The 26884-nt window shown below is 46.6% G+C and carries 21 protein-coding genes; 10 read left to right on the top strand and 11 right to left on the bottom strand.

The features are described from left to right. Nucleotides 1-772: 772 nt before the first annotated feature. Nucleotides 773-1750: a CobW family GTP-binding protein gene (locus Pcarn_RS14670; protein WP_261836668.1), complete on the top strand. Its 978-nt coding sequence runs from the start codon at nt 773-775 to the stop codon at nt 1748-1750. Nucleotides 1751-1757: 7 nt separating this feature from the next. On the opposite strand, the gene Pcarn_RS14665 is transcribed toward Pcarn_RS14670, so the two are convergent. Further along, nucleotides 1758-2585, bottom strand: coding sequence for an SDR family oxidoreductase (locus Pcarn_RS14665; RefSeq protein ID WP_261836667.1), 828 nt, complete (start codon nt 2583-2585; stop codon nt 1758-1760). 173 nt (nt 2586-2758) lie between these two features. Here Pcarn_RS14665 and Pcarn_RS14660 point away from each other — a divergent pair, with 173 nt between their 5' ends. Beyond that, the gene (locus Pcarn_RS14660; RefSeq protein ID WP_261836666.1) at nt 2759-3778 is read left to right on the top strand and encodes an AbrB family transcriptional regulator; all 1020 of its coding nucleotides are present in this window, start codon (nt 2759-2761) and stop codon (nt 3776-3778) included. Between the two features lie 27 nt (nt 3779-3805). On the opposite strand, the gene Pcarn_RS14655 is transcribed toward Pcarn_RS14660, so the two are convergent. From Pcarn_RS14655 to Pcarn_RS14640, 4 genes are all read right to left on the bottom strand, one after another. Continuing rightward, on the bottom strand, nt 3806-6562 hold the full coding sequence (locus tag Pcarn_RS14655) for a cation-translocating P-type ATPase (protein WP_261836665.1): 2757 nt from the start codon (nt 6560-6562) through the stop codon (nt 3806-3808). A 69-nt stretch (nt 6563-6631) separates the two neighbouring features. Continuing rightward, on the bottom strand, nt 6632-6961 hold the full coding sequence (locus Pcarn_RS14650) for an SMR family transporter (protein ID WP_261836664.1): 330 nt from the start codon (nt 6959-6961) through the stop codon (nt 6632-6634). Between the two features lie 11 nt (nt 6962-6972). Then, entirely contained in the window at nt 6973-7356 is a 384-nt protein-coding gene (locus tag Pcarn_RS14645) for a DMT family transporter (RefSeq protein WP_261836663.1), read from the bottom strand. 83 nt (nt 7357-7439) lie between these two features. Next, complete coding sequence (locus Pcarn_RS14640; protein WP_261836662.1) at nt 7440-8372, bottom strand: LysR family transcriptional regulator; 933 nt, start codon at nt 8370-8372, stop codon at nt 7440-7442. Nucleotides 8373-8599: 227 nt separating this feature from the next. Here Pcarn_RS14640 and Pcarn_RS14635 point away from each other — a divergent pair, with 227 nt between their 5' ends. The 3 genes from Pcarn_RS14635 (at nt 8600) to Pcarn_RS14625 (ending at nt 11684) form a co-directional block, all read left to right on the top strand. Then, complete coding sequence (locus Pcarn_RS14635) at nt 8600-9271, top strand: Crp/Fnr family transcriptional regulator (RefSeq protein ID WP_261836661.1); 672 nt, start codon at nt 8600-8602, stop codon at nt 9269-9271. Between the two features lie 248 nt (nt 9272-9519). Continuing rightward, the gene (locus Pcarn_RS14630; RefSeq protein WP_261836660.1) at nt 9520-10602 is read left to right on the top strand and encodes a baeRF10 domain-containing protein; all 1083 of its coding nucleotides are present in this window, start codon (nt 9520-9522) and stop codon (nt 10600-10602) included. Nucleotides 10603-10838: 236 nt separating this feature from the next. Next, complete coding sequence (locus Pcarn_RS14625; RefSeq protein WP_261836659.1) at nt 10839-11684, top strand: magnesium transporter; 846 nt, start codon at nt 10839-10841, stop codon at nt 11682-11684. On the opposite strand, the gene Pcarn_RS14620 is transcribed toward Pcarn_RS14625, so the two are convergent. The 3 genes from Pcarn_RS14620 to Pcarn_RS14610 form a co-directional block, all read right to left on the bottom strand. Then, the gene (locus Pcarn_RS14620) at nt 11681-11842 is read right to left on the bottom strand and encodes a hypothetical protein (RefSeq protein WP_261836658.1); all 162 of its coding nucleotides are present in this window, start codon (nt 11840-11842) and stop codon (nt 11681-11683) included. The genes Pcarn_RS14625 and Pcarn_RS14620 overlap by 4 nt on opposite strands. Nucleotides 11843-11956: 114 nt before the next feature. Then, nucleotides 11957-12901: a ribosome biogenesis GTPase YlqF gene (gene ylqF, locus Pcarn_RS14615; RefSeq protein ID WP_261837342.1), complete on the bottom strand. Its 945-nt coding sequence runs from the start codon at nt 12899-12901 to the stop codon at nt 11957-11959. 173 nt (nt 12902-13074) lie between these two features. Continuing rightward, entirely contained in the window at nt 13075-13947 is an 873-nt protein-coding gene (locus Pcarn_RS14610; protein ID WP_261836657.1) for a LysR family transcriptional regulator, read from the bottom strand. Nucleotides 13948-14063: 116 nt separating this feature from the next. Between Pcarn_RS14610 and Pcarn_RS14605 the strand changes: the two genes are divergently transcribed. The 5 genes from Pcarn_RS14605 (at nt 14064) to Pcarn_RS14585 (ending at nt 21930) form a co-directional block, all read left to right on the top strand. Continuing rightward, nucleotides 14064-15197: a linear amide C-N hydrolase gene (locus Pcarn_RS14605; protein WP_261836656.1), complete on the top strand. Its 1134-nt coding sequence runs from the start codon at nt 14064-14066 to the stop codon at nt 15195-15197. A gap of 150 nt (nt 15198-15347) precedes the next feature. After that, complete coding sequence (locus Pcarn_RS14600; protein ID WP_261836655.1) at nt 15348-16238, top strand: LysR family transcriptional regulator; 891 nt, start codon at nt 15348-15350, stop codon at nt 16236-16238. An 88-nt stretch (nt 16239-16326) separates the two neighbouring features. Further along, nucleotides 16327-17406, top strand: a complete 1080-nt coding sequence (locus tag Pcarn_RS14595) for an efflux RND transporter periplasmic adaptor subunit (protein WP_261836654.1) — start codon at nt 16327-16329, stop codon at nt 17404-17406. Nucleotides 17407-17412: 6 nt separating this feature from the next. Further along, complete coding sequence (locus Pcarn_RS14590) at nt 17413-20463, top strand: efflux RND transporter permease subunit (protein ID WP_261836653.1); 3051 nt, start codon at nt 17413-17415, stop codon at nt 20461-20463. A gap of 9 nt (nt 20464-20472) precedes the next feature. Further along, nucleotides 20473-21930 (top strand): efflux transporter outer membrane subunit, encoded by a 1458-nt coding sequence (locus tag Pcarn_RS14585; RefSeq protein WP_261836652.1) that lies wholly within the window; start codon nt 20473-20475, stop codon nt 21928-21930. A gap of 442 nt (nt 21931-22372) precedes the next feature. Here the strand turns inward: Pcarn_RS14585 and katG are convergent, their stop codons facing one another. From katG to Pcarn_RS14570, 3 genes are all read right to left on the bottom strand, one after another. After that, nucleotides 22373-24544, bottom strand: a complete 2172-nt coding sequence (katG, locus tag Pcarn_RS14580; RefSeq protein WP_261836651.1) for a catalase/peroxidase HPI — start codon at nt 24542-24544, stop codon at nt 22373-22375. A 376-nt stretch (nt 24545-24920) separates the two neighbouring features. Further along, nucleotides 24921-25817: a hydrogen peroxide-inducible genes activator gene (locus Pcarn_RS14575; RefSeq protein ID WP_261836650.1), complete on the bottom strand. Its 897-nt coding sequence runs from the start codon at nt 25815-25817 to the stop codon at nt 24921-24923. Between the two features lie 79 nt (nt 25818-25896). After that, nucleotides 25897-26763 (bottom strand): hypothetical protein, encoded by an 867-nt coding sequence (locus Pcarn_RS14570; RefSeq protein ID WP_261836649.1) that lies wholly within the window; start codon nt 26761-26763, stop codon nt 25897-25899. Between the last annotated feature and the right edge of the window lie 121 nt (nt 26764-26884).

The raw sequence follows: 26884 nt of genomic DNA, 5'->3' as shown, positions 1-26884 counted from the left end.
TTGTAGTTAATCCGTTGCATATTAAACCTTAATTGTCTGATTTATTCCATGATCAAAACGGTAATTAAAATTTCATTTTTTGGTAATTCTTGCAGTTTCACCAATTTGAGCCATGCTTTAGGTGTAAGGTTACTCAGAGGAACACATTATCGGTCCCTCGTTTGATCTTCACGACAATAAGGTTATTGTTCCAAGGCTGAAGAGCTTCAAATACTTCAACACTCGTTAATATATCTCCGGGTTAAAGTGACCGCGAGATTCGCAGACTCACGATTGAGTAACGAGACGTTAAGAAGGCGCAATTCGTTGCGCCTTTGTGTTTTCTGGAGCAAACGGCCTTCAAACCTCTTTCCTCCACAAGTGTCGATGTGTACCACTTAATTGTATGACTTATTGGTTGGCTGATGCACCTCTAAGCTCGCGCACTCATAAACCAAAAATGGTATCTTAGATTGCACATATAGATACACAATAACCTGTTTAAATTTCAATCAATGCCAGTATAATCGCGCCTCAGTTTCTAGCACGTAATAAAGGTGAGATTAATGAAAGTAGTTGAGTACGCGATAATGTCAGCATTGATAGTTGTAGCAATGTTCTTTATGTTTTCTTCGCTTATGGCGCACTCACAGGATATTTGGTCATCGGTACTGAATATTCGTTAATCTAGACGCTCAACAGACTCTAAAGCCCGGTAACTGCTACCGGGCTTTTTCTTTTGCGGTACTTTTTGTAGACTCGAGTTCTTACTCTCAAATCAAGAAGTATCCTTGTGACTCGTAAAGTACCTACCAACATCATCACTGGTTTTCTCGGAACTGGAAAAACCACCACTATTCTTAATCTTTTAAAAAATAAGCCCGCCGACGAAAACTGGGCGGTGCTCGTGAATGAGTTTGGTGAGATAGGTATCGACGGGGCCATGATGTCTGATAGTGGTGCTCTTATCAAAGAAGTACCCGGCGGTTGCATTTGTTGTACAGCAGGTGTTCCTACTAGCGTAGCGATTACTGCACTATTACGTGAGAATCCAGATAGGCTAATCATAGAGCCAACTGGATTAGGGCATCCCAAGCAAATCATGGCTACTCTGTCATCTGCTCAATTCAGTCCATACATCGAAATACGTACGACGCTGACACTGAGCGATGCTAGGTATTATGAAGACGAGAAATACACCTCTAACTCCAACTTTAAGCAACAATTGGAAGTAGCGGATATCATCGTAGCCAATAAGCATGAACTGGCATCGACAGCTCAAATCAAAGATATGTATGACTGGCTTCAAGCGCAGGACATCAATACCACGATTGTTACCGCTACACGTGGTGATATTGAACTCTCACTTTTGGATATGCACATTAAACCAAATGAGAATGATGATATTGAAGAGCATCACCATCATCATGCTGCACTAGAACCGCAGTTCCAACTACCACCTAACCAAAGCCACATCCGAAAAGAAAACAAAGGACAGGGCTACTTCTCATGTGGGTGGTTATTCGGTGCAGAGCTGGTGTTTAACTTTGATAACCTATTCTCACTGTTAAACGAGCTTACTGCTGACCGTATAAAAGCGGTTATGAACACCGATAAAGGGTGTTATGCATTCAATAAGGCTGATGGTGTGCTGTCTGTCAACGAACTTACATTAGATGGGTTTGAATCCAGAATCGAGGTAATTGACGCACAGCCTATGCCTTGGGATCAGCTTGAGGAGATCTTGCTGAAGATATCGAACACCAAGTAAGAGTGATCTAGTCACTCTTTACTAGCAGTTTGTCTAACAATCTGGCTGAGAGAACGCGACGTAAGAAGCCGAAGATATAGGTTGGCTTGGTAACGTAATAGCGGGCTTTCGGCTTGTTGCTTTCTAGGATCTCAATAACTCTGTCTGTCACGGCATCCGGTGGCAGGGTAAAGCCATTGGTTGGCGATTCTTTCGATAAGCGTTCAATGGTGTTTTGATAGTTTTTGCTGTGTCTGGAGTTATCCGCATCTATCGTACTTTGAAATGCTTTTAGTGCATTTTCACGGAATTTACTCACAATTGGGCCAGGTTCGATAAGGCTAATAGAAAGGTTAGTGTCCATTAACTCTAGACGTAGAGTGTCGGTGTAACCCTCTAAGGCAAACTTACTGGCGTTGTATGCGCCGCGATATTTCATTGCCACTAATCCAAGCACTGAGCTGTTTTGAATAATCTTGCCATGGCCTTGCTTGAGCATCACAGGAATAACCGCTTTGGTGAGTTCGTGCCAGCCAAAGACGTTAGTTTCAAATTGGGCTCGCAGGGCATCAGTAGGCAGGTCTTCAAGGGCACCACATTGACCATAAGCGGCGTTGTTGAACAGAGCATCGAGTTTACCGCCGCTAATCTCAAGGGTCTGCTCAAGGGCCGTTTGTATTGATTCGGGCTTGGTCACATCCAATTCGACACAGACCATTCCTTCGGCTTGCAGTCTTTCGACATCTTCAGGATTTCGACAGCTAGCGATAACCTGATAGCCCGCTTGGTGCAGTTCCTTTGCGCAGTGATAACCTATGCCACTGCTGCAGCCTGTGATTAAGATAGATCCCTTCATTGTATGCTTATTTTTCGTGAGGTTTAACTACAAGATATCCAGTAGTGTCAGTATTATCAATAGCTTGTAAACACTCACTAACTCATTCTGTATCTCATTGTCACACTTGAAATCGGACGCATAATTATTGCTCTGATATGCTAGCGCTTCACTTTTAACATGGACTGTTTGATTTGAAGCCTTCACTAAACTCTGTCTCAACTCTAGCTATCGCCTTTGCATCCTCAGCGCTATTTGTGCTGTTGTCGGTGCCGCTAGGTGAGATGTTTGGCAGTATTATTGCCATTATTCTTTTGAGTAAGTGGGGGATAAAAACCAAGGTTCCTACTCATACGCTTATCTTTGTTCAGCTCGCTCTCGGGCTCAGTGTAGGAGGCTTGATCCCACCATCATTCTTTGCCACTGGGTTTCCACTGACTATGTTGATAGGGCTAGTAGTGTGTATGAGCCTTCAGGTGCTTTGTGGATACTGGCTACTGCAACGCTTTTCTTGGAGTAAGAGCGACAGTCTATTGGCTTCGATTCCGGGAGCTATGGCGGCGGTTATGGTGCTCAATGAATCACAGAAAACGCCGTCAGCGAAGGTCATCTTCGTACATACCTTTCGATTGATATTCCTTATCTTGCTGTCGGGGCTTTTGGTTTCCCAGCAATCGAGCGGTGGTCTTCTAGAGCAACCTCTCGGGTTTAATGTAAGCGCATTTCTTCTGGCATTCTTGCTTGCTGGAGGTACAGGTGTTTTGCTCGATAAACTAGGTATCCCTGCACCCTATATGGTGACGGGCATGCTGGTGGGAATTGGTTTAAATGGCTTTTTTCCAGAATTGGATTTGACCATCTCGCCCATCATCATGATGGTGGCAATCTCGGCACTGGGAGCCGTGATGGGGATGCGACTCAGCAAGATAACCCTGACTGAATTCAGATACTTCACTTTCTCCAGTCTTTGCGTGACCTTACTTAGCCTGAGCGTAACCTTCGTCTGCGCTTTTGCCTTTTCATTCTGGCTAGATAAGCCCTTTATTGTGCTCTCGTTGTCGTGGATGCCAGGAAGCATTGAGGCAATGACGGTAGCCGCACTTTATCTTGGCTTAGAGCCGGCGCTTATCATGCTCAGCCATGTAATCCGTATGATGATACTGCACATGGTGCCTGTAGTGGCACTGGCGGTTAAGCCAAAGCAGAGCCAATAAAAAAGGCCCCGAGGGACCTTTACGATATTATAAGAAGCGAACCTTAGTGACTTCCTTGATAGCAGAAAGCACTAGTGTCGGGATCGCTGAACCTAGGATTATCCAGCCAAGATGCTGCATCGAAAGCGCCTCAGTGCTGAATATCATTTGACCCAGCGCGGTGTAGATAAAGCCCAGAGACAAGGTCGAAGACACGGCTATTGCCATTAGCAGATATCGGTTAGTAAATGGGTTAATTCTAAACAATGTCGTCAGAGAGCGACTGTCAAACAGGTGCCATAGCTGACCGAAAATCAATGTCATGAAGGCCGCTGTTTGTGCATACTCTGCGCTGTGACTATGGCTCAGCATCCAGCTAAACACTATGTAGCTCAATCCACCCAGTGCTAGACCTCGGGTTACGATCTGTGCGCCCAGTCCATCAGAGAAGAAACCCTGATCACGCTTGCGAGGCCTGCGACGCATCACGTCTCTCTCTTCCGGTTCCATACCTAAAGCTAGAGCTGGGATACCGTCTGATACTAGATTTACCCATAGGATCATTAGTGGGGTCAGTGGCAGAATCGTCTCCGGCCCCATCAAAAGGAAGGCAAACAGGATCACCGATACCTCACCCACGTTGGCGGTCAGCGCCTGACGGATAAACTTACGCAAGTTATCGAAGATCTTACGGCCCTGACGAACCGCTTTTACGATAGTCGAGAAGTTGTCATCGAGCAGGATCAGATCCCCTGAGTCTTTAGCAACCGATGTGCCTGTAATACCCATAGCAACACCTATGTCTGCAGCTCGTAGAGCCGGGGCATCATTCACGCCATCCCCCGTCATTGCCGCGACTTCATTGTTAGCTTGGATAGCACGTACGATTCGAAGTTTGTGCTCAGGGGTTACGCGAGCATAAACCGCCACCTCAGGACAGACTTCTTCAAGTTCCATATCCGTAAGGTCATCGAGCTCAACCCCAGTCATTACCTTGTCGCACTGGCTGCGGATAATACCAATCTGCTTAGCGATTGCTGCTGCGGTTGCTGCGTGGTCACCCGTAATCATCACGGTTTTTACGCCTGCTTCAGAGCACTGCTTAATGGCCTCTTTTACCTCAGGTCTTGGTGGATCCATGATGCCGAAGACGCCAAGTAGAGTAAGCTTGTTTTCCAGTAGGCTCGAGTCTAAATCCAGCTCAGTTTCATCTATGCGGCGATGAGCCACAGCCAGTGTGCGAAGTGCGTCTCTAGCGAAGTTATCCATAGCGCGGTTAAAGCCAATATGGGTAGCAGGAACCTGAGTTTCATGCAGTTTCTCCTTACTGGTGATGTCTGATAGCTCGGCCTTTCGGTAGGCTTCTGCTGGTGGCTGGTTTTCCATTGATTTAGACAGCAAAACATCTGGAGCACCCACCACAGCAAGCATATGTTCGCCATTTGGTCTGCGAACGATAGCCGAGGCTAGCTTACGGCTTGAATCGAATGGGAAGCGACGAATAACTTCATAGCCACCGATTTTAAGAAGCTCTGTTTTGGTGATATCAGCCTTGGTTGCGGCTACCACGAGCGCACCATCTGTTGGACTACCATTGACTGCCCAACTGCCATCTCTAAATACCAATTCTGAGTCACTTACTAGGCTACCCGCAGTCAATGCTGTAACCATGGCATCACAGTCGGCAACCTTGCTTGAGCTATTTTGAGCAAAGAACTCACCTTCAGGTGCGAAGCCTTTGCCCGTCACCTTCCAGTAGATGCCATCTGCATCGAAGGCGCGCATTACCTGCATCTGATTCTGGGTTAGGGTGCCGGTTTTATCCGAGCAGATAACCGTGGTTGAACCTAGAGTTTCAATAGCAGACAGGTGTTTAGCTAGAGCGTTGCTCTTGGCCATTTTATTTGACCCCATAGTCAGCACTATGGTCAGTACCGTCGGCATACCCTCTGGAATAGCGGCTACAGAAAGAGAGATATCTGTAGTTAGGATCTCAAGCCAGCTAAGACCGTGGCCATAACCAATGGCACAGATAACCGACACCACGCCTAGCGCGGCAAAAAGTAGGGTTTTCGCTAGGGTGTCGATACGCACCTGCATCGGAGAACGAGTCTCTTCTGTGGTGTTCATCATATCTGCAATATGGCCGACCTCGGTTTGCATGCCGGTGGCTGCAACAGCGCCGATACCATTACCCGCGGTTACCAATGTGGTCATAAAGCCCATGTTAGTTTGGTCACCTAGGCTTATGTTTTCACCCTCAAGTGACTCGGTTTGCTTTTGTACCGGTTCAGATTCGCCGGTTAGCGCCGCTTCGTCCATAGACAGGTTGTGAGATTCTAGAATGCGCACGTCCGCAGGCAGGATATCACCCGTGTTTATCCTGATGATATCGCCCGGTACCAGTTCGCTCGCAGGAATATCAACCCATTGTCTGGCGCGTCGAACCTGCGCCTGAGGTGCAGCCATCTTTTGTAAGGCTTCCATGCCTTTTTTAGCTTTATATTCTTGCCAGAAAGAGATGCCAGTATTAATTAGTATAATAACGGCAATGGCAATAGCATCTACAAGGTGTCCTGTTGCCCACGAGACAATAGAGCCAACTAATAGAATATAGATAAGCGGGTTTTTATATTGGGATAGATAAATATACCAGATAGATTCTTGTTCTTGGCTAGTAATTTCGTTGTAGCCAAAGGTATTTCTTCTTTTCTCTACTGAACTATTTGAAAGACCCTCTTCAATATTGACATTTAGTGCTTCAATAACTGACGAAGTGTCTTTAGAAAACCATTTATTGTTCATTTGATTCAGCCTCAAAGACTCCTAGGCACAATTTGCACCTAGGAGTAAATAAATTGAAGTAATTAGGGGTTATGCGGACTTTAAGACAATAACTGCAGTGATTACTGTGAAGATACCAGCCCAACCAATAGGTTTAAGTTTCTGGTTTAGTAGGAAGTAACCACCAAGCGCGGTACCAAGAATACCGATAGCGCCCCAAGTCGCATAAGCAACTGCCAGGTCAATTCCTTTAACCGCTTGTGCCAGCAGGGTGAAAGCCAGTAGAACTAAACCGATAGCGGCGAAACCCCAGCTTTTCTTCTCAAAACCGTGAGATTTAGACAATGCCATGTTAGCTGCGATGTCTAGAAGTGCAGCAATTAGCACGAAACCAAAGTAGATATTAAATATAGAATTCATGGTGTTACCTCTTAACCACTAATAGATTGGCGTGCTGCATCGTTACGAGTACGACCCGGCTCAGGTTGATGGTGCTCCTCACCTAGAGTCACCATTACAACGCCCCCAACCACAAGTGCTAGACCGATCAACTCTTGTGCGCTGAGCTCTGACCCGAAATAGAAGATAGAAACTAGGGTGATCAAAGCGATGCCAAGACCTTCCCAGCAGGCATAGGCCACGCCAATAGAGATTTTCTTAGCGGCAAGTGCTAGGAAGTAATAAGAAATAGAAATAAGAACATACATTAATAGATAGCTTATCCAGCTACCATTTTGTCCTGCAATATTCATTGAGCTAGTGCCTGCTACTTCTGACAATATAGCCAGTAGCAAGAAGAAGCGTGCGATAATCATTATGACCTCGTTATTTAAGTTTTGTTGTTAACGGAGCGGATAATACCGAATATTAATTAATTCGTATGAATAACAGCTATCCATTATTGAAACAGGAAATTCTTGTCTTGGAACATTAACTGAATAACACTATGCAGGTGTTGAGTGAAAGGGTTATTTCTTTTTATCTGAAGGAAACCACCATATATCTCATATCGCTTCATATTATTAATTAATTGCGGTAGCGGGTATGTGGATATGCCATCAAAATGTTTGGCAGTGGAAGGACTGCCAAACATGATGGCGTGAGTAGAAAGAAGATAGCTCGCCGCGGTGCGAAGACTCTGCGTTTTTAGCACAATCTGCGCTTGGCTATTGTTGGCCGGATAAAGCGACAAAAGATCGATTGAAGAGTCTTGAATACCAGGTGCAGGAATAGAAACAATAGGCAGAGAGAGCATTTCCTCAAGAGAATGATCTCGAGAAAGAACCGGGTGGTCATCACGTGCAATGAGGACAACCTGTTCGTCATAAAGCTTCTCTTGATAGATAGCTTGAGGGAGTACGATATCCTGATCGGTAATCGCATAGTCAAACTCGCCTGATTTGAGTGCTTCGAGTGAGTTTTGATTCCATGGTTCGAACACCAGTTGGGCATTAGGGAAACTTTGATGACAGATTTCAATCAGGGACTCTGCCTGTTCATCTAGAATATAAGGGTCTATGACCAAAGAAATTGAGCCGGTGTAGGCCTCTGCGTCAAAGTCAGAGAATTCGTCCAAGGCAGTCTGAAGAGGAATAAGCATCTCTTCAGCCACATTGGCAAGTTTTTGGGCAAGGGCTGACGCCTCCATACCATGGGCGCTACGAGTAAAAAGATTTTGACCAAAGGTCTGATTTATCTTTGCAACGTTGCGGCTAACACTGGCTTGAGAGATACCAAGATGCAGGGCAGTAGCCTTAGTGCTTTTATACTTCACTAGGCTGCGCACAACAGAAAGAAGGTTTAGATCGAAGTTTTCTAGGTCTGAAATCATAGTAAACACCTGGGTTGGTTTAGGGCAGTTCGATGCGTAACCATTCCAAACGCAGGCATTTCGGGTTCCATGCAGCTATGTTGCTGTGAAGTACCTGAACTGAATTGACGGCGCAAAGGATAGTGTCATTAGACTTCGAGTACATGCACTGCAAGTGCATGCGTTCAAGATGTAAACAAATTAGACTGCGCAGCCTTCGCATGTGCGAGTCGTAATTGGCGAGAGATATGATCACGATTAACGAATTTCATCAGCTATTTGATATTTCAGAGGAATTAGCTTCTGAGCTATTGATGGGTGCAAAAGTAATGGATGTTGAGGAAGGAACCGTTCTAGTAAAGCAGGGCAGTGCTCCGACCCATGTCATCTTTGTTATTGATGGAGTGATCGGTGGTGTGCGTGAAACCTATGACGGTTCGGCTCGAATGAATGCCTTGATGACCAAAGGGCGCATTGCGGCAGAATCTGGCGTAATCCAAGACCTAAGGTATTACGGCTCTTTCTCCGCCTTCGCTGATAGCAGAGTGGTATTGGTCGATATTGAGCATGCGAAGCATGTATTGGCTCAAAATCGAGAGTTCTTGGAGTTATTACTTCGCTCTCAGACCAGTAAACTGAAATACGCCACTATGGTTCACTATGCCAGTACTGAGAGAGACAAATTGGCCAAGGTTGCTGCCATTCTAGAAGGCATTTCTGACTTTAGTGATTTGGATGAAATACCGCTTTCTAAAGAGCAACTCGCAGGTTTACTGGGTATGTCACGCAATACGGTGAGTCAGTCGCTAAAGACGCTAGAGGACAGAGGCGCTATCTTGCAGCAAAAGTCTAACATCGTAATTCTTAATAAAAATAAGCTCTCTTTGGACGGTTCAAACTCCAAATTGTTTGAGTGCTAATTAATTATTAAATAATTTTAACTAGTAAGAAGCTGTAGATTTAATAGCTATAGCAGGATTCTTACGTCCAAAATTCAAGATTAAATATGAAAGCTCGTATTAATAGACTATTTTTCTCTGTTAACAAATTTATTATTAATTCAAAGATTATCCAGGATGCAAGCAAGAACAACCTTTGCCCTTGGCTATAAGATTTCTCCAACAGATTTATTAATTTGGTTAACCCAAAGTAATTTATAGAGGTATTTATGAAGAATACAATTCAAGATCTATTTTCTACATTGCGCGCTTATATCGATGCGCATCAAAAAACTAAGTCAAATATGATGACTGTATATGCGAACCTAGATCCAAGTGATCGCAATAATCAGCGTCAGCGCCCAGCTTGGATGATCGAGCTTAAGAACCAGTTTGACAACCTAACTGACGAGCAGAAGCGCGAAGCAGAAGAGATGGTGGGTACCTCTCTTACTTGGGAATACATTGAAGAGCACACACTAAAGACCCTTGAGCAACATGAGCCAAAAGGCCGCGCAGCTATGATAGTGACCGACTTCGTTGACGGCATGATTGTTGACCTGCCACTGCCAGTTGAGAGCAAGGTTTATTATGGTCTACCACAGGTTTGCCACTTGATGTCGCAACTGCATCGCTACGGCAAATACCTAGTGGTTCTGTTCTCAGAGAAAGAGCACCGCGTTATCTCTATCAACCTTAACTCTCAAGAGACTGAAGCCTTTATCGACAGTGGTGTTGAGTCTGGTGTGTTCTTGCGCCCAGGTGGTAAAAAGTCTCGCACTCAAGCGTCAGACCGTCGCGACCTAGACACAGAGCAGCGTATCTATCGCACTGCGGCTGAAGAGATTAACTCTTACTTTATGGATGACAACGAGTTCGACCGTATCATCCTTGGAGGCAACATGAAGATTGCGAATCAAGTAGCGAGTGAGCTTCACCACAGTGTTGCTGAGCTATTAGTTTCTATCGAGCCTATTCCATTCAAGGTTGCTGAAAAGGAACTAAGAGATGTAGTGCGCAGCATCGCTGATGAGTATGAGCAGGTACAAGATTACTCTATGGTTCAAGAGCTGATCACGCGTCAAAATGTGTTTGACCGCAGTGTGTTTGGCGAGCAAGAAGTATTAACCGCTCTAGAGAATGGGCAAGTGCGTCGTATTTATATTTCTCACCCAGTAGATGCAGTGAAATTCAACTCTATTCTAGTTGAAGCTCTAGCAAATAATGTGGAGGTAGAGATTATTCACGGTGAAGCCGCAACTCGATTAGAGTCTCTAGGCAGCGTTGCTGCAACCCTTTATTACGCAATTTAAATAACAAATATCAAATCAGCCTCTAAATAAAAAAGACCAGATATTTGTTATCGGCTTTGGTCAAGCCCTGTGTATTTGTAATTGCTATCGGGGTTAGTAATTAAAATACACATCCTCTTTGATGGAGACGCGGGGAACACTAAATCAGTCTCTATCTTTTGGTATTTTCCATACCATTTTGCCCTTGTTAAGGACAACGAGGGCATTTTTTTTAATCAACGAATTAGGAGAGAATAATGGATAAGTTAAAGCCTATCTGCACAGAAGATTTATCGATATTTTCTTCTGACAATCGAGAAGAGTTTAGACAGCGCTTTGTTGAAGCCAGTGTTGATGAGCAGATCAATATACTCAGAATAAAGAGCATTGAAGAGTCGGTGGAAATCTTATCAGAGCTTTCTATCAACTATGTGCAAAACCTGATCCAAAAGGTTGAAAAGAAGGGGTTAGATACCCTTGCTAGTCACCTTTCGCACCAACTGGGCTTTGTTCACTCTGAGGCAGAGCCGTGTGAGGATTATCTCTCTACCTCAGTGTTAGAGCACGTAAAAGAGCGTGCTGGCTGGATAGTGATGTTGGCGCTACTTGGTATAGTCTCTGGCGTTATCATCTCGCAATATGAAGATGCTATCAGTCAATTGGTGTTGCTTGCTGTGTATATGCCTGTGATTGCTGCAGCTGGCGGTAATACGGGCAGTCAGGCTGCGACTCTGGTGGTTAGGTCGTTGGCAACAAATGAGATTCGGCAGAACGATTGGTTTAAGGTCTTTTTGAAAGAGGGAGGTATCGCCATCTGCTTGGCCTTTATCGTTTCAGTTGTGATTATTGGGCGTGTGGTGCTGTTTACGGACTCTAGCACTATCGCCGGGTTTTCTATCTGGATGATAGCCATTGCCATCGCTATAGCCTTGTTTATCCAAGTGACTTTGTCGACCGTGATTGGTGGCTTGCTACCTATTATTGCTAGGGCAATTAGACTAGACCCAGCCGTGCTGGTGAGTCCGGTATTGGCATCTGTGGTGGATATCTCAGGTATTTGGATCTACTTCAATGTAGTGAACTATGTGTTGAATATCGTCTAGCCACTGATGAAGCGATTGAAGGCCTTGATGATGTTTTGCGCGCCTTCTTGGATATCGCGGATGGGGTCGCCCGTGATAAATAGCCACATTTCTTCGCCAAAAAAGATGCAGGCGATGATGAAAAGACCGATCAGTGGGTAGAACAAACGACGTAGCATATTTCTTCCTCCATGAAGAAAAGGTGCAACACCGGTTAAATATAGAACAACTGCTCCAAAAATAAAAAAACCTCAGCTTTAATAAGGGCTGAGGTTTTGTTTTTTGAGAGGAGACTAGCGTTTGTTCTTCAGATAACGCTTGCGGCGCTCTTCTTTCTTCTTCGCTTTTGCTTCTTCGCGACGAGCCGTCTCTTCTTCTACCTCGATAAGCTCCTGAGTAATCATCTCAGGTAACTCAAGGGTGATATTACCTAGCGTGCCCTGACGTAGCTCATGAAGCAGGATCTCAGAGGCTTTGTGTAGGTCGATATGACCGCCAGAGCGCAGTGCGCCGCGTTTTCTGCCGATCGCTTCCATCAGTTCTAGTTCGCTATCTGGTAGTTCGTCTAACTGATAACGCTCTTGTAGCTTCTCAGGGTAGTGCTTTGCCAGATACTCAACCGTGTAGAAAGCCACTTCATCGTATTCCATTGCGGTATCCTTAATGGCCCCGGTTGCTGCAAGGCGAAAACCGCTGTGTGGGTTTTCTACCTTAGGCCACAAGATCCCTGGGGTATCAGAAAGCACTACGCCATTTTGCAGGTTAATGCGTTGCTGACGCCTGGTTACCGCAGGCTGGTTACCTGTTTGAGCAATAGTACGGCCGGCTAGGGTATTGATAATGGTAGATTTACCTACGTTTGGAATACCCATGATCATGGTACGAATGTTCTTGCCCATGGCTTCGCGATGAGGCGCTAGCTTGCGGCAAAGCTCCATGATTTTATGCACTTCTTGAACATTCTCGGTAGTGATGGCCATCGCCTTCACACCTTGCTCTTTCTCGTAGTGCTCGATCCAAAGCTCGGTCAACTCTGGATCTGCCAGATCGCGCTTGTTCAGCACCTTGATGCATGGCTTCTCGCCACGGATACCAGCAATCATAGGGTTTTCAGAAGAGTAGGGAATACGTGCATCTAGCACTTCGATGATCACATCAATCTGAGGGATAACTTCTTCGATTTCCTTGCGTGCCTTGTGCATGTGGCCCGGAAACCATTGGATGTTGTTGTTTACCATCTTAAATATATTGCCTTTTCTAATTTGCACCACTGATGTCATACCAGGTGGTAAAGACCAAGTTGAAAACACCATTCCGCCGTTAAAGGTTGATGGATTTTGACCTAGTCATTCAATTTCGTGGTATGTTATCACGATTCAAACGACACCGCTCCGTGTATCAAGGTTGAGGACTAATTTCCTTTGTCTATGGCCTTAAGGATCATTTTAGAATAGTCCGGATATGGGATTGCCCATAGTAATACTGGCTGAAGTTGGATTGACTGGGCCTCGTCGGCCACATCTAGATCTATTTTCTTTATAGGTTCAGGGATTTTTTGCTCGAGATGATTGGGCAAAAAAGCCCAACTCGGTTCATCCACCAAACCACCTAATAGAAGGTCTAGATCATTTTCAAACACACGGCTGTCAGACAGTAATAGCGGGTATTTATCGGTATTGCTTGTGACGCTGGAATAGACACGTTGCTTTTGACTCGCCAGAGCCCGAATCGAGCAAGGCACTTGCGTTAAAAGTAAGGAGTCTTGATGGGTAAACGCGGACACAGATACTGGAGGTAAACTTTTCCAATACAGCTCTGAATTGATCACCTGTCCTTTGGCCAGGAACATCCCAAATTGACACTGCGCCGTCTTGAGAAGTTTTTCACCATGTTCTCTTGAGACCTTTATTAGATCTAGGTTGATTTTCTTAGCAAGGCAGCTACGCCTTAAACTAGTTAGCCATATCTGTGGTATGGATTCATCAAAACAGACCGAAAGTGTTTCGAGATCAGTATCGAATAGGCTTAGAGCAAAGCTTTCGAAGGTACTGATATCGGCTGAGAGTAGCTGTGCGCGGTGAGATAGCTTTTCCCCTTTGTCAGTGAGCTCTAACTTTCGTCCTGATTTCTCAAACAACTTGTAGCCAAGATTAAGCTCTAAATATTCAACCTGCTCACTGATGGTTTTACGATCTTTTCTTAATGCAGCTGCCGCTTTGCTGTAGTTTTTCTTCTTGGCGACAGTCACAAAGGCTGTAAGTTGAGATAGGGTGATTTGGCTCATCCATCTAGTTCCTCGGCGAATCTTTAATTGGGGGATATTCCCCCTTTCCCTGGGATGAACTTTAGCAAACGAAGCTTAAGATGACCTCAATTCATTCACTACTGAGGACATCAAAAATGAAGAAAAAATTAATCATTTCCTGCCTTGCAGCAGCGCTTACCACCACTGCTCTTATCCCGACTAGCGTGAGTGCGTGTACTCGTATGCTGTGGAATACCGACTCTGAGTTTGTAATAGTGGGTCGCAACGAGGACTATTTCTCTGCATCAGCACCGACTCTAGTTAAGACGCCTCGCGGCATAGAGCGAAGAGGCTCCGTTGACGATAACGCTAATGCCATCGAGTGGCGTACTAAGTATGGCAGTATTGCAGCCTTTGCTAACAACCGCTTCCCAATGGATGGAATGAATGAAAAGGGACTGACTGCGCGTACTCTTTATTTCGATCAAGGTGAGATAGACCAAGTCTCCACTTCTGATGATATGCCTGAGCTAGATGGCGATCATTGGGTTAGCTATGTGTTAGATAATTTCGCAACGGTTGATGAAGCGGTTAAAGCACTTGAGTCAGTAAAATTGGTCGCAATTAAAGGTGGATACAGCTATTCAGCCAGCCCTAAGCATCTGTCGATTGCAGACTCGACTGGGGATTCAGCGATCGTCGAGATCCAAGATGGAGAGGTCAAAATCTTTCACGGCAAGCAGTATCAAGTGATGACCAATCCGCCAAATATGCAGACTCAAATCAGCAAAGCGAAAGAGAGAAGCATCGACGTGAATGATGGCACCTTCCCAAATACTTGGGGCGCGGAAGATAGATTCCAAAAGGCGCAATATTGGCTAGATACCTTCCCAAAAGTTAAAGGTACTGACGACATCAATGCCGCTTATGGCTTCATGTACTCAGCGCTTGGAACCAATGCTTTCGTTCCGGGCATGGCTCTACCTAGTGAAGATAAAGCGGTCGGTGAAGCCATTATGAAACACACCAGTCCGGAGGACTCTTATGGTGTAGGTACTTATTTCCAGTCTATCTCAGACTTAACTAATCTAGTCTATCGCTTCAAGTCTGTGCTGGCTCCACAAGATGTGTACATTGAGCTTGGCAACATTGACTGGAACAAAGAAAAAGCGGTTAGTGTTATCCCAAGGATCGACAGACATGCGCAGAACGGACTTGAAGGGAATATAGCCGGTGACTTCCAGCCAATCTCTGAGCAGGATATTTATCAGCAAGCCGTGGTTCAGTAAAACGCGGGAACCTGCTAACTCTGAGTAACCGAGGTCAACAAACTAGAATTGAGCCTCGGTTATTTCTTATGTAGCGATTCAGATCAAGGTTTTGCTGTACGCAGTATTGATAAGGTACGCGTGTATGCATTCATTCACATAGGAAATAAAGTGAAGATTGAAGACTTAAAGCTATTCGTTAAGGTGGTAGAACTGGGTAGCTTTACTGCGGCAGCTAACTCCCTTGAGCTTCCTCGGGCGAACGTCAGTCGTCGTATCAATGAGTTAGAGAATACCCTCGACATTAAACTGTTTCATCGCACTACGCGAAGCCTTTCTCTTACTCACCATGGTGAGGTCTACTACGAAGAATTGCTCAAAGCGCTCGAGATGCTAGAAAACGCCAACCAAGTGCTCTATCGAGATACCAAGAAGGTAGCGGGCAAAGTAAAACTGGGGCTGTTACCTGATTCGTTAGAGTTCCTGCAGCCACTATTGTTTGATTTTATGGAGCAATATCCAGAGGTGACACTCGATATTCGAAATATCACCAATGGCTTTGATGAGATGTTTGAGCAGGGATTGGATTTTGCATTTCACGGTGGTGAGTTGCGGGACTCTGATATCGTGGCACGTAAGCTTTTTTCCGTTAAAGCGAGCATGGTGAGCTCCCCAGAGTACCTCAGTAAACATAATGAAATCAGAACGCTAGAAGATATTAATCAGCATCAGGTGCTGTGTCTGCGCTGGCCGACAGGGGATGTTTATTCCCAATATGAGCACAACGGCGAGACCATAGATATTGAACCCAAACTCATCTCTAACAGCCTTAGCCTAATCAAGAATGCCATCCTATCAGGTAAGGGTATCGGGGTGTTGCCAAACATCATTACCCAAGAGAGTCTAGTAAGTGGAGAGTTAGTGGAAGTGCTGACTGATTCTGAGGTGAAATGGTGCGATTGCTATATCCTTCATCCTCAATCTCGCACCTTGACCGCCGCTAGTCGCGCGATTATTGAGTATTTTATGAAGGTGATGCCTGAGACCTATCAATTGTCATAAATAATGAGACAGTAAGTAATGCGTACGGCAGATTATCGAATGCCGTTTTCTCTCTATGATGGCTCCAATCTAAAAGGAGCCATATCTTATGAAATATGCATTTCCGTTAATCCCAGTAATGGGCAGCCTAATTTTAATGGGGTGTAAAGGCGCGCAGGTCACTGAAACCGCCACTACTTCACCCGATCCACGACCGCTACAGGTTATTCAGGTAGCAAGCGCTTCCCCTTCCTACTCCTTCAACGGCGTTGTTCATGCCCAAGAGAAGGTAAATCTATCTTTCCGAGTCCCTGGCACCATACAGGAAGTATTAGTCAAACAGGGCGACAACGTTGAGAAGGGGCAGGTGATCGCAAGGCTTGACCCTCACGATTACGAACTGGTTCTGCAAGAACTCAAAGCCAAAAAACTAGAAGCAGTTTCTGCACATAAACTGGCTAAAGCAGAACTGGCTCGCGTGAGGCAAGCCTCGGCGGACAACGCCATTGCTCAAGTAAACCTAGACCGTGCTACCAGCGGCTACGAGCGCAGCCTTGCCGCTATTCAGGTAGTGAATAAGAACATTCAGCGTGCACAAGACACCATTGGTTATACCGAGCTTAAGGCGCCATTTACCGGTGTCATTGGTAATGTAAATTACGACGACCATGAGCAGATCCTGCCGGGTATCGCGGTGGCGACTCTGCAAAATAATGGTCGCCTTGAGGTAGAAGTTGACGTGCCTGAGAACCTGATTGAAGAGTTTGAGCTTGGCCAGCAGGCGGATGTCTCTTGGTATCAAGGTAAAGATGTTCTAGGGGCTAAGGTCACTGAGATTGCGCCTCTGCCTCACCTTATCAAGCAAACCTATTCTGTGGTTTACACCTTAGATGCTGAACATAAGGCGTTATTCCCAGGTAAGACAGTAACTGTGCAGACTGAAGTGGTTGCTAGCGAGTTTGCCTCTTGCGTTCCTTATTCTGCGATTGTAGGGGACAAAGAGCATCTGCATGTGAACCTAGTGCGTGACGCCAAGGTGGTAAGTACTACGGTAGAAATCAAAGCCATCGATGCTTATCAAGCGTGTATCTCGGGTGATATCACCAACAACGATTATGTGATTGTAAGCGGTTCGCACTTTGTGAAAGACGGTGACCCAGCACAGAACCTATTGGTAAGAGTAGAGTAGTAACGCATGATAAATCTAGCCGAATTTGCCATTCGCCAAAGAACCTTTGTGCTGTTCTTTACCGCACTGAGCGTTATTGCTGGCCTCTACTCTTACTTCGACATGGGTAAGCTAGAAGACCCAAGCTTTACCGTGAAAACGGCGGTTGTGGTGACCTTGTATCCGGGAGCCTCTGCCCATGAGGTAGAGCAACAGGTAACAGATACTATAGAGACCAAGCTTCAAGAGATGGGAAGCTTGAACCGCCTACGCTCTTTATCTCGCCCGGGCGTGTCTATGGTGTTTGTGGATCTTAAAGAGAGCATGAGCTCAGACGAACTGCCTCAAGAGTGGGACTTGCTTCGTCGCAAAGTTAATGACGTTAAGCTCAGGCTGCCTTCTACCGCGCAGATCAGCATAGTTCAGGACGAGTTCTCTGAGGTGTATGGCATGCTATTCGCCATTCACAGCACAGATGCTAAGCCAGAAGAACTGCGCCGCTATGCAGAAGAGTTACAGCGTCAGCTAAAAACCGTAGACGGCATCAAGAAGATTGAACTACACGGGGTTGAGCCTCGCGTGGTGAACATCGACCTGCCTGACGAGCGACTTGCTCAATATGGCCTTTCTATCGCTCAGGTGTGGAATCAGCTAAATAACCAGAATATGGTGTTTGAGGCGGGTAGCTTCGATGCGGGCAGTGAACGCATTCGTATCAACCAAGGCAGTGAGTTTGAATCTCTGGATGATATTCGAAACCTACTTATCCGAGGTGGTGTGGGCGAGCTAAGCTCAGGCAGTATTCGTTTGGGTGACGTGGCCGATATTAGCATGGGCTATCAGACCCCGGCACTTAACCAGAACCGCTACAACGGCGAGCCTTCTATTACCCTTGCGGTAAGTCCGGTTGAGGGCATCAACGTGGTTTCCCTCGGCGATACAGTCCTTAATATCTTAGATGGTTTTGAACAGACGTTGCCACTTGGTGTTGATATCTCGACTATCGCCTATCAGCCCGAAGAAGTGCAAAAATCTATCGATAACTTCGTCGGAAACCTGATGGAGAGCGTCGGTATCGTATTTGTGGTGCTTTTGGTCTTTATGGGCTTTAAGAGTGCGAGCATAGTCGGAACTAGCCTGCTGCTGACTATATTGCTGACTATTAACTACATGTATATCGCCGGTATTGACCTGCACCGCGTATCCCTTGGTACCTTTATCCTTGCGCTTGGTATGCTGGTGGACAACGCTATCGTGATCACCGATATGATGATGGCAAAACTCAAGCAAGGCATTGAGCGCACACAAGCGGCTATCGATTCGGTAAAAGAGACGGCTATTCCCCTGCTTGGGGCTACTGTAATCGCTATCATGGCGGCAAGCCCAGTGCTGTTTTCTAAAACCGATGCAGCAGAGTTCTCGGGTTCAGTGTTTTACATCATAGCCGCATCTTTGATGTTCTCTTGGCTGGTGGCAATGACTATTACCGCTCTGCTTTGTTGGCTATTCCTAAAGCCAGATCTTAAAGAAGAAGCAGATAAAGAGTCACTGTATAAGCGTTTGGTTAGTTGGACGGTAGATAATCCAGCGAAGGCGTTGACGGCTTTGATTCCCCTTGTTGCCGCAACAGCGATTGCGATTCCGTCGGTGGCTGTGAACTTTATTCCCCAATCAGACAGACCCATTATTTTCTTGGACTATTGGCTACCAAACGGCGCCAAGATAGAGCGCACCGCAGATGACCTGAAGCGTGTTGAGCAGTGGTTGATTGCACAGCCTGAGGTGGAAAGTTTCTCGACCTCTATCGGTGCCAGCGTTCCTCGCTTCTCGGTAACTGTTGAGCCAGAGCCTTTGGATTCAGCTTATGGCCAGATCCTTATCAATACCGTGGATTTTCACAGCATCAATGGTCTGATTGCTCGCGGTGATAAATGGCTAGCGCAGAACTTCCCTGATGCTGAGCCAAGGTTTAGAAACTTGAAGCTAGCAACGGCGGATAAGTTCTCGGTAGAGGCGCGCTTCTCTGGACCTGATGAGACTGTGCTACATGACCTAGCTAACCAAGCAAAAGCCATCTTTGCTACTCACCCTGATGCTAAATACATCCGAGATGACTGGCGCCAGCCGAGTAAGATGCTTAAGCCAATCATTAATCAGCAACGTGCTCGTGAGGCGGGTATCAACCGCACCGATATCGCCTTTGCCATGAAGCGCTCTTCCGATGGTATGCCTCTTGGCCAGATGAATTGGAATGATGAGCTGATTCCAATCAGGCTACGTGCTGATAACCAAGATATGGCATCCCTAGAGACTCTGCCGGTGAAATCTATCTTAGGTCTACATAGCGTACCACTGGGTCAGGTTGTCGATGGCTTTGAGCTAGAAATGGAGCAAAGCATGATCTGGCGTCGTGACCGCGTCAAGACCATTACCGCACAAGCGGACGTGGCTAGAACCACAACACCAGCACGCGTTCGTAATGCACTTATCGATCAGATAGAAGCAATCGCTTTGCCATCGGGCTACAGCATGGAGTGGGGCGGTGAGTATTACGATGAGCACAAGGCAGTAACGGATATTATGAAGCAGATGCCAAAGGCACTACTGATCATGGTGATCATCCTAGTGGCTATGTTCAACCGCTTTAAACAGCCAATCATCATTTTGGCAACCATTCCACTGGCGGCCTGTGGTGCAACCTTTGCACTGATTGGTTTGGATAAGCCATTTGGATTTATGGCTTTGGTGGGGGCAATCACGTTATCGGGCATGATCATCAAAAACGGCATAGTGTTGATGGACCAAATAGAGCTAGAGCGTGCCAATGGTAAGGGCCTATCCGATGCCATCAAGCATGCAACGGTTAATCGCACCATGGCAATCAGTATGGGCGCATTGACCACAGCGCTGGGCATGATCCCTCTGCTGAGTGACCTGCTGTTTGATCAGATGGCAGCAACCATTATCGGCGGTCTAGTGGCGGCAACCGTATTGTCACTGTTTGTGATGCCGGCTCTGTATAGATTGACCACCAAAGAAGAAGCAACTGAGCCTCAAGCAGAGCTACTTACTCAATAGGACATAATGATGAACAACCTAAAAAACTTTACTCCTATTGCGCTAGCAATCCTGCTTTCGGGCTGTGCTGTTGGCCCTGACTATCAGGAGCCGACAGTGAGTATGGCCGAAGCTTATATCAATGACCAAACTCAAGCTCAACTTAATGAGGGTCATTGGTGGCTAGGCTTGAATGACCCGGTGTTGAACACCTTGGTTCAGGATATGCAGAGCCAGAGTTTGACCCTACAGATGGCCTCGCAACGCGTGAAGATGGCAAAGAACTATCAGACGGTAGTTGAGTCATTTAAGGTGCCAACAGTAAGTGTCGGTGCCGGCTACTACAACTATCAGTTGAGTAAGAATGACTCCCTGTTATCGCCTGCACTAAATCCTATTGGTGATAGCGTATCTGGCTTGCCTCCTCAGATTGGCGGTATGACGCTTTTGGATAATCAGCATCAGGGCGGTTTTGTTGGTGCCTCTATTGCATGGGAGGCGGACATCTTCGGAAGACTCGACAGACAAGCCAATGCCGCGGAGATAAGAAAAGAGCAGGTGGAAATCTATCAGGATGGATTAACCACCTTGCTCACTGCCGACCTTATCCATAACTACCTTCAGTATCGCGGCGCTCAAAAACGCCATGCCTTAATGCTGGATAACCTTGAAGACCAGCAGCGCACCGAAGAACTAGTACAAAAAATGGTTGTTAGCGGCTATGGCTCTGAGCTTGACCTTGCCCAAGCCCAGGCGCTAACTGCAGCCACAGAAGCGCTACTACCTCAACTTGAAATCGCACAGCAGGTGCACAAACAGCGTATCGCAACGCTTTTAAACGAGCCTCTATCTAAGGTGGACATTCGTTTGGCAAATGAGGCTGAGCTCCCTGAACTTGAGGGAACTATCCCTGTCGGTTTGCCTTCAGAGTTACTGAAGCGCCGAGCAGACATTCGCTTTGCCGAGCGCGAGATGGCAGCGGTGAATGAAGAGTGGGCAGCCAGCGTTGCCAACCGCTATCCGAAGTTCTTCCTAACTGGTGCTCCGGGCGTTTCGGCGGACAGCTTTGATGACCTGTTCAGCAGTGATTCATTCGGCTGGGTAGGGGCTGCAGGCATCCATTGGAATGTGTTCGATGGTGGTCGAGGCAAGGCTATGGTTAAGATGAACGAGGCTAGATTTGAATCGGCAGCTATGAGCTATCAACACTCGGTAAATAGCGCAGTTGCAGAGGTGGATAGCTTGCTGTTTGCCTATGGCAGAAGTCAGGAGCACCAGAAGAGCATCGAAAAGGCGTATCAATCTGCTGAGACAGCATTAACTAAGGCGAAGTCTCTGTATAAAGCTGGGCTGATTGATTACTTGAGCGTACTTGATGCTCAGCGCCAAAAGCGCATGCTGCTCGACCAAGAGGTCGCAGCTAAGCTTCAAACCTCGCAGGTGACTGTGGGTCTTTATAAATCCCTCGGAGGCGATTGGAAAGCATAAGGAAATAAAAAAGGTTCATTGCAGATTCGCGGGAACAACTACTACTTGAGGTTCGTGTGCTCACTCTGCCAGTGATGCATGGCAAGCCGCCGTAAATACCTCCCTGTAGGCTTGGTTTCGGCATCCTTGCCTCAAACACTTGCCCTGCACCACAGCCTGCCGCTCAAACGCCCAGATATCGGCGATGACTTTGAGCCTTGCGAAGTTGGAGTTCCCACTGATGCAGCTGCTGGAGAGTGATTGATGGAGCAAGGTGTCGCCCGCAGGGAGGCGAGCGCCAAGCGCCCACGGATGGGTTCACCGCGGCCTTGTGAATCAATCGCTCGGAGGGAGTGACTGACTCAGAGGGATTATTAACGCTCCACTCTAATTTGCGATGAACCATAAAAAACCCCGCTTGAAAATGCGGGGTTTTGTTTATTGGGTGTATCAGACTAATCGATTACAAATCGAAGCGGTCTGCGTTCATTACCTTGCTCCAAGCGACCACGAAGTCGTGTACAAATTTCTCATGGTTATCGTCTTGGGCATACAGTTCAGCGTAAGCGCGTAAGATGGAGTTTGAACCGAATACTAGATCTACACGGGTCGCAGTCCATTTTACGGCTTTGGTGTTTCTGTCGCGGATCTCATAGGCGTTCTCACCTACTGGGTCCCAGGTGTATCCCATATCGGTGAGATTGACGAAGAAGTCATTGGTGAGCTGGCCGACTCGGTCAGTGAACACACCGTGCTGACTGCCACCATGGTTAGTACCAAGCACCCTCATGCCACCCACAAGCACCGTCATTTCAGAAGCTGAGAGCCCCATGAGTTGTGCTCTATCTAGCAGCATTTCTTCAGGCGTTACCACGTAGCTCTGTTTCTGCCAGTTGCGGAAACCATCATGAAGTGGCTCTAGTACCTCGAACGACTCTACATCTGTGTCGTTGTCGGTGGCATCACCGCGTCCTGGATGGAAAGGCACATTGACACTTATGCCAGCGGCTTGCGCTGCCTGTTCTACGCCAAGGTTACCGGCGAGCACAATGACATCGGCCACACTTGCTCCGGTATCACTGGCGATACCTTCCAGTACTGAAAGTACGCGTGACAAGCGCTCAGGTTCATTGCCTTGCCAACTGTTTTGTGGAGCAAGACGAATGCGTGCACCGTTTGCACCGCCGCGTTTATCTGAGTGACGGAAGGTTCTCGCACTATCCCACGCGGTAGAAACCATATCGCTCACTGATAAACCGCTAGAGGCAATTTTAGCTTTTACTGCCGCTACATCATAACCAGCGTTGCCTTTTGGCACTGGGTCTTGCCAGATAAGATCTTCTTGAGGAACGTCTGGACCAATATAGCGTGCTTTAGGTCCCATATCCCTGTGAGTCAGTTTGAACCAAGCTCGGGCAAAGGTCTCAGCAAAATAGGCTGGGTCTTTATGGAAGCGCTCAGAAATCTTGCGATATTCTGGGTCTACCTTCATCGCCATATCAGCATCAGTCATGATTGGGTTGTGGCGAACGCTTGGGTTCTCACTGTCTACAGGCTTATGATCTTCTTGAATGCCTACCGGCTCCCATTGCCAAGCTCCGGCCGGGCTTTTCTTGAGTTCCCATTCGTAGTTTAGGAGGAGGTCAAAGTAGCCGTTATCCCATTTGGTCGGTTCTGTCGTCCATGCGCCCTCAAGGCCACTGGTAACAGACTGGTTACCCACACCACGTGACTTCTTGTTGAGCCAGCCGAAGCCTTGGTCATGGATATCACCGCCTTCAGGCTCTGGCCCTAGCTCATCAGCATTACCGTTACCGTGCGCTTTACCTACAGTGTGGCCACCGGCGGTTAGTGCTACGGTTTCCTCGTCATTCATCGCCATGCGAGCGAAGGTGACGCGTACATCGTGTGCGGTTTTAGCTGGGTCAGGTTGTCCGTCTACACCTTGTGGATTTACGTAGATCAAACCCATCATTACCGCCGCAAGTGGGTTTTCAAGGTCACGCTCGCCGGAGTAACGGCTGTTAGGGTTGTCTGAGGTGGCGAGCCACTCTTTCTCTGAACCCCAGTAAATGTCTTTCTCAGGGTGCCAGATGTCTTCGCGACCAAATCCGAAGCCGAAGGTTTTTAGACCCATCGACTCGTAAGCCATGGTGCCAGCATAGGCGATTAGGTCAGCCCAGCTGAGCTTGTTGCCGTATTTCTTCTTGATAGGCCAAAGGATGCGTCGTGCTTTATCAAGATTGGTGTTATCCGGCCAAGAGTTGAGAGGGGCAAATCGTAGATTACCTGTCCCAGCGCCACCACGACCATCAGCGACTCGGTAGGTGCCAGCTGCGTGCCAGGTCATACGAATCATTAAGCCACCGTAGTGACCCCAGTCTGCTGGCCACCACTCTTGGTTGTCGGTCATAACAGCAATAAGGTCTTGCTTCAGAGCTACAAAATCCAGTTTTTTGACTTCTTCTTGATAGTCAAAAGCACCGGACATAGGGTTGGTTCTATCGTCGTGTTGATGGAGGATGTCGAGATTAAGAGACTTGGGCCACCAGTCTTTCTCGGTGCGGTCCCTTGTAGTCATCGAGCCATGCATTACTGGGCATTTCCCAGAAGAGTGTGCTTTGTCTTGTGACATGATGTACTCCCTTTAAAGTGCAAAACGCGGGTGTCTATCTATACAACTGGTGAACAAACACAGGCTATTGAATGTATTCGTTGCTCTATTACGGCTACAACAATCCAATCGAGCAATTGCTGAATAAGGTTTCTTCTAAAGCAACAATAAAACCGTACGTTTCTTGAAGACTGTTTTGTTGGAATTAACAATCACTCTGTGGCGAAATCACGGTTATTTATTCAGAACCTTATGTTCAGATAGGGAAAGTATTGGGGAGAACTGGTGATTTGTAAAAATGATAATGGTGATTACTTCAATCGATAAAATCGATTAATAACTGTACGGCGCGCAGGTTTTATCAATCGATGAATAATGGCACCGACAAAGAGTCAGGTCAGTGTTCCATCAAAGACTGTTTCGATATCTTAGCTAGCAGTTGTAGTGTGGTGATATCAACATAATTCGGCCTGAATGCCAAAGCGATACGACGATGCGGGCTGGGCTCATTTAAGTGGATAGCGGATAGGACAGGGTAGTGGGTAACCAGTTGTTTTATCGCCATTTCCGGCACTAAGGTAGTGCCCAAACCACTCATAACCATCTGTATCAGAGTATTCAAGCTGGTGGCTCTGTACTCTTGGTTGTTAGTGTCATCGGAGAAACGGCAAGCGTCTAGGATGTGGTCTTTAAGGCAGTGACCGTCTTTTAACAGCATCAGGTTGGTCTCTTGCAGTTGCTGTGAGGTGATCTCAGTCTGTTTGGTGTTTGCCTCCCCATCTAAGGCAATCCAGTAGAAATCTTCTTGCCAGAACTCAAGGGTCAGCAATCCGTCGCAAGGATAGGGCATCGCCAACACGGCTGTGTCTATCTCCCCACTGTGAACCATTTCCACTAATACATGAGACTGTTCTTCTACGATATCTATATTGCTGTCAGGATATTCTTGCTTGAGGACTGGGAGCAATTTCGGCAATAGATAGGGGGCTATGGTTGGTATCATGCCTACGGATAGTGGGAAACAGAAAGGTTTGCCCTTGCTGTTATCTAACCGAACCAACTCGTCTAACTGGCTCATGATAATACTGGCTTTATCTAGCACCTCTCGCCCTAGCGGGGTAATGAGCACCTTCTTATTATCACGCTCAAAGATCTTAATACCGAGCTGCTTTTCAAGCTCACTGATGCCTGTGCTCAGGGTTGATTGTCTGACATGGCAAGTCTCCGCTGCCTTACGAAAATGCAGTGTCCTAGAGACAGCCAATGCGTACGACAACTGTTTCAGCGATAGCATCGCCTCCACCCCCCATGATTTATATACCCAGAATATGGTCGTTTGGACGTTCGGTTTTATCAAACATGCTTGTGGTTAATTACATGCACTTGCCCTTGCATTCATCCTCTATTCTTGATGCTAGCTTGAGTGCTTGATGTTCGATAAAGGTACTATCGGCGGCAATCCTTTGAATATCTTCCACAAAGTGGGCTGGGCGTATTAGATTCAGCGCACTGTCATTCTTGCACACAAAGTCTATCCAAGGGATGCCATCATCGTCTTCATACTCGATGATGTAGGCAGCGGCGGTTTGCTTGTTAAGCTCATCATTTAGCTTAATCAGCCAGTTGAACTGTTGGCTTTCAGACCAGTCGCTAAAATCCTGTAGAAAATGCTTTCTTAGTGATTGGTAGCCATTGATATTGACCAAGCTAGTGGTAAAAGAACGCTCGTTTGTTGACGGCGTGTAGAGTTCGATAGGCAAGTGATGACGAAAGCGCTCTTGGCTCCACTGCTCTGCCAGTAATTTAGCGTGCATCAGTACGTAGTGGGCAGCGCTATAGATCCTCGCATACACAAAACGTGACTCGTAGAAGAGCTGCATTCGCTCTCCGCTGTAGCTGTTGATGTAGCTATCGGGTTTGTTGTTAGCGGAAACAGACTGCTTGGTAATCGGAGTCTCAGAGCTTTCTAAACCAAAGAAGTCTGGATTCCATTGACGTGATTTCCATAGGGCAACGTCCAAGGAAAGTAGATCTGGCCATGCCACGGGTCCGAGTTCTGCTCTTTCTTGGTCACGAAAACGGATGCAATCATCTCCTTCGCAATGCCGTTGTTGCAGACCTCGATGTATTTTGTACCTGGCTTGTGGTGATGCCAAAAACCATAACCTTTGTCGCTCGTCTTCGCTGTGCGCGTCCGTATACCCAGGTAGATAACGGTCATAAAGTTGCTGCTCTGACATACGTTCTCTCCAAGTAAATCTGTTTAGTTAATTGTATACGCGAATGAGAATCAGTAAGATTAAACTTGCTGATTTACAGTGGTGGCTATTTATCTAAACCCCACCCTGAATAACACTTGAT

It is taken from the genome of Vibrio ishigakensis, from assembly GCF_024347675.1.
Lineage (GTDB): Bacteria > Pseudomonadota > Gammaproteobacteria > Enterobacterales > Vibrionaceae > Vibrio > Vibrio ishigakensis.
The sequence above is the reverse complement of the archived record's forward strand: the minus strand, read 5'-3'. Positions and strand labels throughout refer to the sequence as shown.